At 34.4% G+C, this 11,960-nt stretch carries 19 protein-coding genes; 14 read left to right on the forward strand and 5 right to left on the reverse strand.

The window, feature by feature from the left end; translation table 11 throughout:
- The 4 genes from A9G11_RS06745 to A9G11_RS06760 all read right to left on the reverse strand — a co-directional run.
- Positions 1-766: DUF535 family protein (locus tag A9G11_RS06745; protein ID WP_065618734.1), on the reverse strand; the 766-nt coding region annotated here is incomplete at its 3' end.
- A 737-nt stretch (positions 767-1,503) separates the two neighbouring features.
- Positions 1,504-2,505, reverse strand: coding sequence for a phage integrase (locus tag A9G11_RS06750; protein ID WP_065618735.1), 1,002 nt, complete (start codon positions 2,503-2,505; stop codon positions 1,504-1,506).
- A 2-nt stretch (positions 2,506-2,507) separates the two neighbouring features.
- The gene (locus tag A9G11_RS06755) at positions 2,508-2,945 is read right to left on the reverse strand and encodes a hypothetical protein (RefSeq protein WP_065618736.1); all 438 of its coding nucleotides are present in this window, start codon (positions 2,943-2,945) and stop codon (positions 2,508-2,510) included.
- Positions 2,946-3,820: 875 nt separating this feature from the next.
- Positions 3,821-4,177 carry a helix-turn-helix transcriptional regulator gene (locus tag A9G11_RS06760; protein WP_065618737.1) on the reverse strand — a complete coding sequence of 119 codons (357 nt, stop codon included), beginning with the start codon at positions 4,175-4,177 and terminating at the stop codon, positions 3,821-3,823.
- Between the two features lie 143 nt (positions 4,178-4,320).
- On the opposite strand from A9G11_RS06760, the gene A9G11_RS06765 reads away from it, so the two are divergent.
- From A9G11_RS06765 to A9G11_RS06790, 7 genes are all read left to right on the forward strand, one after another.
- On the forward strand, positions 4,321-4,560 hold the full coding sequence (locus A9G11_RS06765) for a MerR family transcriptional regulator (RefSeq protein ID WP_065618738.1): 240 nt from the start codon (positions 4,321-4,323) through the stop codon (positions 4,558-4,560).
- A gap of 2 nt (positions 4,561-4,562) precedes the next feature.
- A complete protein-coding gene (locus A9G11_RS14405) occupies positions 4,563-4,715 on the forward strand; it encodes a hypothetical protein (protein ID WP_176701245.1) in 153 nt (50 codons plus the stop codon).
- A gap of 120 nt (positions 4,716-4,835) precedes the next feature.
- On the forward strand, positions 4,836-5,156 hold the full coding sequence (locus A9G11_RS06770; protein WP_065618739.1) for a hypothetical protein: 321 nt from the start codon (positions 4,836-4,838) through the stop codon (positions 5,154-5,156).
- Positions 5,157-5,200: 44 nt separating this feature from the next.
- A complete protein-coding gene (locus A9G11_RS06775) occupies positions 5,201-5,416 on the forward strand; it encodes a DUF2732 family protein (protein ID WP_065618740.1) in 216 nt (71 codons plus the stop codon).
- Positions 5,416-5,622, forward strand: a complete 207-nt coding sequence (locus tag A9G11_RS06780) for a TraR/DksA family transcriptional regulator (protein WP_065618741.1) — start codon at positions 5,416-5,418, stop codon at positions 5,620-5,622. Before A9G11_RS06775 ends, A9G11_RS06780 begins: the two co-directional genes overlap by 1 nt.
- Positions 5,623-5,641: 19 nt before the next feature.
- Positions 5,642-7,801: a replication endonuclease gene (locus A9G11_RS06785; RefSeq protein WP_081298454.1), complete on the forward strand. Its 2,160-nt coding sequence runs from the start codon at positions 5,642-5,644 to the stop codon at positions 7,799-7,801.
- A gap of 388 nt (positions 7,802-8,189) precedes the next feature.
- Positions 8,190-8,369, forward strand: a complete 180-nt coding sequence (locus A9G11_RS06790) for a hypothetical protein (RefSeq protein WP_065618743.1) — start codon at positions 8,190-8,192, stop codon at positions 8,367-8,369.
- A gap of 42 nt (positions 8,370-8,411) precedes the next feature.
- Here the strand turns inward: A9G11_RS06790 and A9G11_RS06795 are convergent, their stop codons facing one another.
- Positions 8,412-8,618, reverse strand: coding sequence for a hypothetical protein (locus A9G11_RS06795; RefSeq protein WP_065618744.1), 207 nt, complete (start codon positions 8,616-8,618; stop codon positions 8,412-8,414).
- A 676-nt stretch (positions 8,619-9,294) separates the two neighbouring features.
- On the opposite strand from A9G11_RS06795, the gene A9G11_RS06800 reads away from it, so the two are divergent.
- The 7 genes from A9G11_RS06800 to A9G11_RS06825 are packed head-to-tail and all read left to right on the forward strand — an operon-like array spanning position 9,295 to position 11,693.
- Positions 9,295-9,498: a tail protein X gene (locus A9G11_RS06800; RefSeq protein ID WP_065618745.1), complete on the forward strand. Its 204-nt coding sequence runs from the start codon at positions 9,295-9,297 to the stop codon at positions 9,496-9,498.
- Positions 9,499-9,502: 4 nt separating this feature from the next.
- Entirely contained in the window at positions 9,503-9,880 is a 378-nt protein-coding gene (locus A9G11_RS06805) for a putative holin (protein ID WP_065618746.1), read from the forward strand.
- Entirely contained in the window at positions 9,877-10,164 is a 288-nt protein-coding gene (locus A9G11_RS06810; protein ID WP_065618747.1) for a phage holin family protein, read from the forward strand. The genes A9G11_RS06805 and A9G11_RS06810 overlap by 4 nt, the downstream gene beginning before the upstream one ends.
- Positions 10,161-10,748, forward strand: a complete 588-nt coding sequence (locus A9G11_RS06815) for an N-acetylmuramidase family protein (protein WP_065618748.1) — start codon at positions 10,161-10,163, stop codon at positions 10,746-10,748. The genes A9G11_RS06810 and A9G11_RS06815 overlap by 4 nt, the downstream gene beginning before the upstream one ends.
- Positions 10,726-11,172, forward strand: coding sequence for a hypothetical protein (locus tag A9G11_RS14670; protein ID WP_065618749.1), 447 nt, complete (start codon positions 10,726-10,728; stop codon positions 11,170-11,172). The genes A9G11_RS06815 and A9G11_RS14670 overlap by 23 nt, the downstream gene beginning before the upstream one ends.
- Positions 11,075-11,317, forward strand: a complete 243-nt coding sequence (gene lysC, locus A9G11_RS14775; protein ID WP_442902978.1) for an Rz1-like lysis system protein LysC — start codon at positions 11,075-11,077, stop codon at positions 11,315-11,317. Before A9G11_RS14670 ends, lysC begins: the two co-directional genes overlap by 98 nt.
- The gene (locus A9G11_RS06825; RefSeq protein WP_065618750.1) at positions 11,280-11,693 is read left to right on the forward strand and encodes a phage tail protein; all 414 of its coding nucleotides are present in this window, start codon (positions 11,280-11,282) and stop codon (positions 11,691-11,693) included. Before lysC ends, A9G11_RS06825 begins: the two co-directional genes overlap by 38 nt.
- Positions 11,694-11,960 lie beyond the last annotated feature (267 nt).

Below are 11,960 nucleotides of genomic sequence, written 5' to 3' on the forward strand. Positions count from 1 at the left end.
CGCGAATGGCTTCTCTCTTTTTAAACTCACTTCGCTTATTACTTTTGATATCCTCAATAGATTTTGGCGATTGATTAATTGGTAACTTAAACCATGCTTTATTATATGAGACACCATTTACTTCTTGCCAAAATTTGTCATAGTCGAAATCGAACTTACCTAACTTAACATGAGCTTTATTTTTAACAGCATATATGTTCTCGACCTTAAAAAATTTGGCTATTTCCAAAATTAAAGCCATCATAAGATTGCTGGGTCTAAAACCATAAAAATCCTTAGTTAATTTTTTCAAGACCTCTCTACTGGTGTGTCCTTGCACTCCAGCAATATAAATATCACCAGAAAGTGTAATGGTAAAATGCATAGAAAAAACAAGCTTCTCATCAAAACGCATAATGACTCTTAGATCCCCCTCTCTAGGGTAAAATGCTGAGGAAAGATATAATGATATTTTAGTATCATTTTTGCCTTCCATTTCTGCCAAGATAACCCCATCAAGAGTAGGAGAGTAAAGTTTATCAACAGCATTTGCATTTATTTTCTGATCTATAAAGTCAATATGAGAATTGAGAATAGATAATTTCTTATTATAGGAAATTTTTTCATTGAGATATTTGTGAAATATTTTTTCGCTCAATGGATAAGGTCTTTCTAATTTGTCGTAGGATAATGGATATACACTTAACTTACATTTTTTTTTAAAATCAGCATAGTTAGATTTATTGAGTGATATTTTTATAAAAAACAAAGTTAAACGTGACTTCATTTTATTCATTTCCTTAATTGTATGACCACAAAAATGAGAGATTTTCAGGTTATTTTTAATAAACTTTCAAAATTTAAATAATAAGAAGATTAAACAGAGTTTATCATTCATTCCTTTTTGACTATAAATAAACTCATCGGTGAGGTGATGTTTTCGATTTACACATAAACAGATTTATCAACACACATACCTTTAGTTATTATACCGACCAACTGCATAAATTTAAATGGATTGTATGATAAAATATAAATCAGTTAATCAACAAGGTTATTTTAAAAAGTAACTAAAAATTTAAAGATACTGTTATTCTCAATAAAAAACACCCGCCATTTTACCGCCACTTAGTAAAAACTACTCTTTTTTAGATTAAATGTTTTGATGCTAACTTATTGATTATACTGATTTAGAATGGTGGCCCCTACTGGACTTGAACCAGTGACCAATCGATTATGAGTTTTTTGGAGATATATTTTAAATCAATAAGTTACAATTGAATCTATAAGTTAAAATGACCTATATAGACATATAAAATCATATAAGAACATTGTCAATCGCCATTTCACCGCCATTTTGTTGATTCTTGTTTTTGGTGATTTAATTAAATTGATTTGATGCTTGGTGTCTGCTTTTTGGTTTTTTATTATATTCGATGATTAGTTTGTTTGTTCGGTTGTTGAGATTAAATCAAACATTTTGTTTATTTGGTTTCAATCATAACTTTTAACATTATAGATATTTTATAGATTAGTCAGCGGATTTAATCTTACTGCGTCTTCAAAGTGATCTGGAGCAAAGTGAGCGTAGCGCATGGTCATTTTTATGTCAGTGTGTCCCAAAATTTTTTGTAGGACTAAAATGTTGCCTCCGTTCATCATGAAATGACTGGCAAAAGTGTGACGTAAAACATGGGTTAATTGACGTTCTGGTAGTGCTATATCGGCTCGATCAATTGCGGTACGAAATGCGGAATAACAAGGTGTAAATAGTGTTCCTTGTTTTTTGGGAATTTGGTTAAATAGCTCTTCATTAATGGGAATAGTTCGGTTGCGTTTGCCTTTGGTGTTAATATAGGTGATTTTACCGTCTTTAACTTGAGCGCCTTTTAAATTTTCTGCTTCACTCCACCGCGCGCCAGTCGCTAAGCAAATTTTGACAATAATGGTTAGATCTGATGCAGTACTTTGCTGACAAGAACTTAGTAATGCGTTAATTTGTTCTTTGCTGAGATAAGCCATTTCTTGCTCATCAGTTTTAAATGAACGTATCCGTTCAAGTGGGTTATTATGTTGCCACTCTCCTAGTCTAATTAATTCATTAAACATTGCTTTGAAATACGTTAATTCAAGATTCATGGTTCTTGGGGCTACTGTCTTTATACGGCTAGTTCGGAAGATTTCGCCATCAATACGCTTTTGTCGGTAATTGGTGAACTGTTTTGCTGTAAAATTAGTCGCCAGTGGATCATCCATGCATTCGCAGGCAAATAGCATGGCATTGATGCGTGTTTGGCCATCTTTTAAGGTTTGTCCGTGTAAAGAGTACCAACTTTTTATCAAATCAGATAAATGTCGTTTGTCAATTTTTTCGTTTAGCCAGGGTTTTTGATTTGCTTGTTCATCAAGGTAATTTTCATATGCCATTGCCTCACCTTTGGTCGCAAAACTCTTGCGAATTCGACGACCCCCTGTAAGGTATTTTTCAAATAACCATTTGCCGTTAGACTGTTTTCGGATAGACACGGTTATTCACAAATCTCATCAATTGATAATGTGGAAGGTACATTTCGGTTGTCGGTATATTGAAAACGGAATAAAAAGCGGATGTCGTAAGCGCGTAGAACATTGACAATATCTTGTTTGCTACAAAATTGACTATTAAGTCCGGCTCTGAGGTTTTCAATAAGATCGACAGTAGGTTTACTTTGGCTGTCTGTTGGGATGTTATATTCAAATACAACAATTTTATCAACGGCACTGATGTTGGTGACTTCCATTCCTTCATCGATTTTTAATGGGAATTTACCTTTATCACCTAATAATGATTTTTTAGCACTATCCGCAAGTGCTTTGGAAATAGTACCAGCAGAAGGAGTAGTGGCAGGTTTAGATTTAGCACCATAGGCAAAAGAAAAAGTTAATACACCTAGAAATAACACTGCTAATTTGACTATTTTTTTCATTTTTTCTTCCTTAATTTTAATTTTTATTTATTACTTTAATATAAATATATCCCGGTAAAATAGCGTTATCTTTATATTACCGGGAGTTTGAGATTCCATTTTTAAGGTCTATTTATTTTTGGCCAAAAGTTAATTTGCCATAGCCAATTTATCGATTTTGTTCACTATTTTATACAAAAATGAATTAAATTACTTTAAAAATTTATGTGTTTAATTTTAATACCTATTACCAATCAAACTTGAGATTTTGAAATAAAAATTGCCATTATCAGATAGTTGTATGTGATATTTAATATTTGAGATACCCTCTTTGGTACTCGAGACGTAGTTTTGTGAGCTATTGGTCGTCAGATGTTGATAAGAATTTTATAAAAAATTATTAAATCGAATTGATTTTATTTAGGTTTGATTGGTTAAGTAGCATCGCATATCCTTTATTTTTAAACGTTTTAGGTCATTTTTTTACTATTTAATGGAACCTTTTATCTTACTATTTAAGTGAGATGATAAGACAATACTATGTAAGCAAAGGATGTATACCTATTCCTGATAGGTAGAGCCAATATCGTTGGTAATAAGAAAGTAAAAACCTATTTTACTTATTTTAATAAGCTAGTGAAAAAAATCGCTTCATCTTATTAAGATGCTAACGATTAAACAGACTTGATTACTATTGTAGCCAATATTATAGAGCCGACCAGCTCACCAATAGTAACCAACCATAGGAGACGATAAATATTAGGATAAAATTTACTTCTCCTTGATTTAAGAACCTACCGACACTAAAAAGTGGAATAGGTGATCATGCATATATAAAATTGTTTATCTGCGACTTGAGTACGATATTTCTTTATTTAGAAATTTGCAGGAAAGTACTAAATTAATTTCCCTTTTAATTCAATAAATTCTTGTTCAGTAATTGCTCCTATTTCTTTTAAGTTAGCTAAACGCTCTAGTTTGGCTAATGTTTCTTCTGAAATAATCGTTTCTTTCGCTTCAACCAATGGATTAAAGTCACCTTCGCCGGTTGCTAACCATTGTAAGGAGGCTCCGGTTTCGTCCATACATTTTACAACGAGATCCGAAGGAAACAGATCGCGTCTATAACGAATAGATAGACTTGCCGCTGAAGTACCTAAATAGTTGCTGTATTCCACTTTTGATTTAAAGCCATAGGCTTGAATGATTCTATCCAGCACTTTGGCTCCACCAGAATTAAAATTAATGCTCATAATAAATTAAGCCTAGATTAAAAAAATAATTAAAATATCATTGACATTAAGCTTAGCTTAATGTTAATTTATACAAAGTTTAAGTTACGTTATATATAAACATATAAAAACATATTAATATATTCAGCTAGGAATAATGCACCATGACGACGCCAATTTCAATCACTATTTCAGCACCTTATGTGACCGTTGACGAGTTTGCTCGTGTTTCAGGTATGAATCCCCGTACTGTGAAGAAATATGTTCATGAGGGATTACTACCGACCCGCAAAAAGAAAATCACCGGCAGACATGATCGCTCAACTACTTTAATTAATATGACGGCTCTTACGCTTGAAGGTGCCAAGGCTTTTAATCCCGAATTGAATTTAAAAGAGGAATAATGATGAGCCAAGCTATCTATTTGAGTAGTAAAACCACTAATAAACCAACCGTTATTTTTATTCAGGTCAATAAACACAATCAATGTGGGTGGCTCGAAAAACCTGATGGTAAACATATCAAATTATGTATGACAAACAAAGTCGCGAGTAAGTGAACTGTCGTTAAACGTCAATAGTCTTTTCTAATCATTGCTATCTATTGGTTCTGAAAAGTGCTGTTGACATGTTAATAAAGGCACTTTCATCAGTCAACTTACGTCAATAGAGGAATTCATATGAATAACATTGAACAAGCACGTCAGCTTGAACATATTCGAAAGCTCTATCAGCTCATTAACGGTAATCGTAGTTTAGTACGTAGTAATTTTAATCGTTTAAAGCCAGGACAAAAGAGATTGCTGTTAGCTGCTTCAGGGATCCAACCTCGTTCGATGATAATTTATAACTCAAATAGTCAATTTTCACATACTTTTGGGATGAATTTTGATGATTTGACAGATAAGGAACTGGATGATTTGAGTAAAGGGTTACGTCGCTTACAAGCAATTATTGACATATTTTCACACTGTGAACAACAAGATTTTATTAAACAATAACCGAGTTATTTGATAATTAATCATACAATTATAAGGAAGCAAAAATGGATATGACACAACTAAAAGGCGAAACATTGCTACAGGTACTAAATCAAGTTAGAAGCGAGACTAAACATGATTTATGTCATTTTTTTAATCTGCGCTTACAACAGATTGGTAGCTATATTTTAATCCAACAATTATCACCTAGCGAAGCTAATGAGTTGCTTTGTCAAGAAGCCGAAAAACTACGCTATCAAAATTACGAGACCGAAGCCTAATGCGAGATGTTATCGATCGAGCCAATGACCTTGCCCAACTGGAACTCGACAACCTGATTGCTAATCGAAAAACGTTTCAAGGTGAATCGGCTACACATTGTATTGAATGCGATGAACCTATTCCTGAAAAACGCCGTCAGCTATTAAAAGGTTGTCAGTTGTGCGTAGATTGCCAACGTTTAAAAGAAAAATTAGCTAAAAGATAGCGCTCAGAGATCACACACCATGACCACACTTATAACAAGCTTGCCACCGCTTGCCGTTAAGGATAAGCATAAGTTATTTTTGGCTATGCAGGATTATTATGACAAAATCGGGCGGTTTTTGCCCAATAAACAGATAATCAGAACGCCAATAACAGCGCCAATTTCATGCAAAAAAATGCCACACGCTATTAGTTATAATGAGGTCAAATTGTGGCAAGCCGATCCGGAAGATCATGAATTTCGAACCAAATATTTAGCCGATCTACCCGATTTTTTAAGTAGCTATTTTGCTAATAAATATATAAAACTCTTACAGAGTCAAGGCCGCCAAGCTGCCAATAGCTTTTTACGTCATACACTTGGCGGTAATATTCATGCCCGTCTTAATTTAGTTAACCAACAATATAAAACCAATAAATCCAGTGCATTATCGATTAATTTTGCCAGTGAATTTGCTAAACTTCCCACTTTAACGCCTCATTGTATAAATGAATTAAGTGTTGAGATAGCGCATTATTTAGAAAAGCACATTCAACATTTACTTGATGATCGAACTTTTTGCCTATCAGCCAATGAAATTGATGCCCACAGTTTGGAACATAAATTATATGTCGCGATTTTAGTTGAACTTAAAGGGATTAATATTGATCCACCCTACTTTAATGATTATAAAAATGGCAAATTGACTAATGACAATTGTGTCAGAGCGTTAGCAAAAATAACCAATCAAGAGTGGTGGCAAAAAAAATTAAAAACTCGCCGCGACTATCAACACGAACATTTAGCGATAGCAGTTGGTCAAGTGCAAAAAAAGGCCTCTGCTTATGCTAGCCGAACTTGTCAATCAGAGTGGCGAGAACAGAAACGCCGTAACCAAAAATATCTCCAAAAAATGGCTATCGAAAACGAACAAACCGGAGAACAAATTCCGCTTGATTTACAAGTCTATAAATCGATTACCAATCCTGCAATAAGGCGTGTTGAATTAATGACACGCATGCGTGGTTTTGAAGATCTTGCCGATGAGATGGGTTATCACGGTGCATTTATTACCTTAACGGCTCCTTCCAAATATCATAGTACTTACGCTAAAGGTGGTTTTGTTGAAAATTGGCAAGGAAACAATCCGCGCGAGACTCAGGCTTATTTATGTAAAATCTGGTCACGCATTCGGGCTAAACTTAATCGAGAGCAGATCAAATTTTTTGGCTTTCGTGTTGCTGAGCCACATCATGACGGCACGCCACATTGGCATATTTTGATTTTTATGCGGCCGGAACATTTAGCCCAAGCTTTTAAAATCATGTGGATTTACGCCATGGATGAAGATAGTGAAGAAAAAGGCGCATCAATCAATCGCTTTGAATTTAAAGATATCGATAAGCAAAAAGGTTCGGCAACAGGTTATATCGCTAAGTATATTGCCAAAAACATAGACGGTTATGCACTAGATAATGAAATTGATGATCAAACGGGTAAAAATCTCAAACAGACAGCAAAAGCGATAAGTGCGTGGGCCAGTCGCTGGAAGATCCGCCAATTTCAGCAGTTAGGTGGAGCGCCGGTCAGTGTCTGGCGTGAGTTACGTCGATTAAAAAATCAAAAAGTGGCTAATCAGATAATCGATCCAATCTTAGCTTCAGCCGATATTGGTGATTGGGCTGCTTATACTGTTCATCAAGGTGGTCCATTAGTGCCACGCAAAGATCTTAAAGTCAGACTAGCTTATGAAGAAAAGCTGAACCAATATGAAGAGCCTTTTAAAAAAATTAAAGGCATATTTGCGCCTATTATTGGCTTAGCGTCTTTTATCTGCACAAGGCTTATTAACTGGAAATTGGTACCAAAGCAAAAATCAACTCAGGATGTTGACCTTAAACATCGAGCGAAACGCTCGCCTTGGAGTTCTGTCAATAACTGTACGCCACAAGATCTTTCATTGAAAGCAGATCATCAGATAACAGAACGGCAAATAATAGAGCAACAGTTAAAAATAATTGGTGTACCTAACGATGATCTAACCATAAACCGACTTTATTTGCGACAAAATATAAAAATTAATGCTAAACAGTACTTAAAATTGGATAACCAGCTTAATGGTGTACACCTGATTATTAGTCAAGCACCAGTTAGAACAATAAAGCAACAATCTGACGAAGTCATTGAATTTGAGTTTTAATAAAGTTGGAAAGATGTTTCAGGTTAACCCTACGTCTTAATATAAAGTTAAAATATGATTTAAGGAGAATGCCATGTAATACGGCTATTTTTAGCAATAAATTTGTAAAATTTGGTAAAGAATTGCATGCCAGAAAAGCTAAAACGAATTAGCAATATCCTTGAGTTTTCAGGCAAAAACGGCTAATTGAGCTATTTACTAAAAAAAATGCTATACCAATTAGGGATCTGTTTTGACTCAGTATTTGTGGTTAGAATAACTTAAGAATATAGAGAAACAGATAATTAATTTTAGTAATTTACAGATGATCACAATTTTACAAAATGTTACTTGATCACCACGGTAAATATTATATACTGTATATATATACAGCTAAGAGGGTAAAAAAATGGACGAACTAGAAAAAATAAAAACAATAGAACGAGCAGAACTACTTTCACGTGTTGTAACCGAAAATTTGCATTTGAGAGAACGAGATAAAGATATTGCATTATTTTGGTTTCGTGACCTATTGGAACCCTTGAAAAATCACATGTTTAAAGAATCTATAGAGGAACAAAAAAGGTAACTTAACTTACGTTACCTTTTACAATCAAACAACAAAATGTCACTATTTTGTATTAGGATGAGGATCTTTTACTGAATCACCCTGCCCGGTCAAAATATACCAACCATTTTTAGTATGTGGTTTTTTATTATAATCAGGGCAAGGTGGTAAGGACTTTTTACTTTGGTTTGAATAAATATATCCACAGTCTGCACATTTATAAGTTCCTGCAGAAACATCACTACCGTATGAAGCAAATTTTTGTACCATTACAAGCTCCTCCAATAAATTAAGTTAATGATAAGCACATTACTTATCGTTGCTATATATAATCGTTGCTTAAAAAAAAAGCAAGTGATGTTTTTTATCCCTCTTTTTAAAAGAGGTTTTTGCACTGACTTTACCTCTCTATTTCAATAAGGCATAGCAAAATTAGGCAAATCAGTTGCAATGGCTATTGTTAAGTTACTAAGCTTATGCAGTTCAAGTGGATTTCTTTTTATTGGTAACCTTGTATTGAGTGATTAAATGTGGAAATAATAAACAGTCAGCGCCCCCTGATTAATATAAAATCTCGGTTTTATACTAAAACATATAGTTAACCTGAAACATTTTAACAAGTTGTCATCTGTTCAATCAGGCATTGGTCTTAATTATTACTTTAATGAATTTTACTGCAAATCATCTCATCTACCGAAACCTGCCTTTATTTGTAAAAATTTCCTCTACAATTTAGGTTAGTTGCGATATTACTCATTGCAAACGACCATACCCATATATAGGCGTTTTTAACCGAGTGACCCTCACCTCTCGGCGGCACAAAGAGTCTAGTGGGTTATTCAAACTCTATCTTTGTTCACCGCCGATCCTCTTTTGTTAGTTTTGAAGTGAGTTTTACCGTTTAAAAATATCAGTCAATCACGATAAGCGAAGGAGTAATTAAAAGATGATTGTTTATGCCATGCAAAATGAAACTGTTGACGCATTGGCGTATCGTGTTTTTGGTAAAACAACTGGGATTGTTGAAATTATTTATCAAAATAATCCTAAGCTGTGTGAATTACCAGCGATGTTACCAATTGGCACCGAAATCGATGTGCCTGAAACGGTACCCGAACCCAAACAAAAACTCATTAATTTATGGGATTAACTTAATGACTGAACCAACCACGTTGACAATCACTGCTGTAATTAGTGCCTTTTCAGTATCGATGATCTACCCTAATATTGAAAATGGCATCATCTTAGGCGCATTATGTGGCTCAATTTTACTGGTAATTAGTGAAGAACGTATCTCTGTATTAAGGCGCTTCATTCTATTTTTTATTTCATTTGCTATGGGATTATTATTAGCCGAATTAACTTTGTGCCTGATCCTGCCCTTTTTTCCTGCCAATATTCAACAAAAAATGCCATTGGGATTAGGGGCATTAATTGCTTCCGCTACCAGTGTCAAACTTTTACTGTGGTTGATTAAACGCTTTGACGATCCAACAGATTTCTTTAATAGCTTTAAGGGGAAAAAGCCATGATGATTATGCTTAATGCTTTCCTTTGTCTACTAATAGCAGTACGACTGTTTACTTTCGATCGTGATAATTGTCGTTATAAAGTCAAATACAGCTGGCTTGCCTGGTTAATGATAGTCTCAAGTGTGGCTGTGTTTCTATTTTCTTTTTTCGGTCTTTTAAATCGTGCTTATTATGCACAGATGATTATGAATGTCACGCTCCTGGTCTGTTTACTAAAAAGTAAAGGCAATATTGCCAACTATTGTGCTTTGGCCAAAGCGAAAAAGAAGGAAAAAAAACCATGATCACAACAGAAGAATTACAAGAAGTTGCAACTAAATTAGCCGTTGAATTAGCAATGATTCAAGCTGTAACTAAAATCGAAGCTCGCCATTCAGGGTTTAAAAATGGTCTGCCGGTGATCTTATTTGAACGCCATATCTTTTATCGCCAACTAAAAAAACGTGGTTTTGATGTCAACCGTTTATCGCAAACCTATCCACAACTTGTCAACCTTACTGCCGGCGGATATTTAGGTGGGAATGAAGAAAATAATCGTTTAGCTTCAGCAAAACGAATAGATCGACAAGCTGCGATTGAGAGCGCTAGTTGGGGATTATTCCAAATTATGGGCTTTCATTGGGCAATGTTAGGTTATCAATCTGCCGATGAGTTTGAACAGTTAATGAGTCAAAACGAACAGCAACAATTAGATGCGTTTTATCGTTTTATCTCACACCCATCAAACAATCAGCTACTACAAGTAATGAAAAATAAGGATTTCACTCGTTTTGCTCGTCTTTATAACGGCATCGCTTATCAAAAAAACCATTATGACGTGAAACTCAAAGAGGCTTACGAGGCTTATGCTAAACCTAATTCAAAATAAGCTATTTCCTTGGTTGTTACTGATAATTGGTTTATCAATGTGTTATACACATGGTCAAAAACTTACTACCAAAAATCAACAGTTACAAACCAGTAATAAACAATTGCAAGAAGATAAACAACAACTGATTGAAATTATTGATTATAAAAATAACGAATTAATTGAACTTAATGATCAGTATCAAATTCATCAACAAAAGTTGCTCGAACAAAAGATTCAATTACAAGACGTCAATGCACAAAATCGTCAATATCAACAACAATTAGAATGGCTTATCCATGAAAATGAACAAATTCACTTATGGTCTACTGGCGAGTTGCCTACTGATATTAAACGGCTGTACACTCGCCCCGAAATCAAAAACAGTGCAGATTATCAAAACTGGTTGTCCTCCCGTCACGCCTTGTTATCTGCCCATGAATAACTTACAGCAGAACCGTTCTTTATTGGATGATAATAGCGCTATTTTAAACGCATGGTTTGACTGTGCGTTACAAGTCGAAATGATATACCAATGCCAACAGGATCAACATGAAAAAACTAACTCAATTACGCCAGATGCTCACTGAGAATCATCTCATAAACAATCCAGACTCATTACAAATTAGCGTCAAAGACGGTAATGTCATACCGTTAACGAATGAAAAGCTAACTTACAGTTATCGTTATACTTTTTGTTTAACATTAGATGAGTATCCTCTCCCTTTTGATGATGTCATCACGCATATCATAAGCTGGATGAATATTAATCAACCTGAATTTATGACTAATCCAACATTACGCCAACAAGCAATAAGGTTTAATGCTGAACAAATTACCGATACTCATTGCCGACTACACATCGAATTACAATTAACTGATCGAATTCGTGTAGAAAAGAGTGAACAAGGTCTAACATATCATGCTATTAGCGACAAATCTCCTGATGAAAGATATTTTGAATAACTTTAGCTAAACCTGATTTTACAATTACAACTTTTGGCTTTGCTTTCTCCTGAGCAAGCCAAAACTCGGCATATTTTATTATGTGCCGAGTTTACCTGTTCACAACATGCATAGATTAAATGGTCCGTGTACTTGTTCTTCCATAAATAACAGTGAATGGATAAAAAATAGCGTACCTAAATGGCGTAGACAGTTAACGGACAACAAAATTATTACTCATTGAACTGGTTTTATTGAAATAACGTAAATACGATTTATATACTTTTT

Source organism: Gilliamella sp. wkB108, assembly GCF_001690195.1.
GTDB classification, from domain to species: Bacteria; Pseudomonadota; Gammaproteobacteria; order Enterobacterales; family Orbaceae; genus Gilliamella; species Gilliamella apicola_L.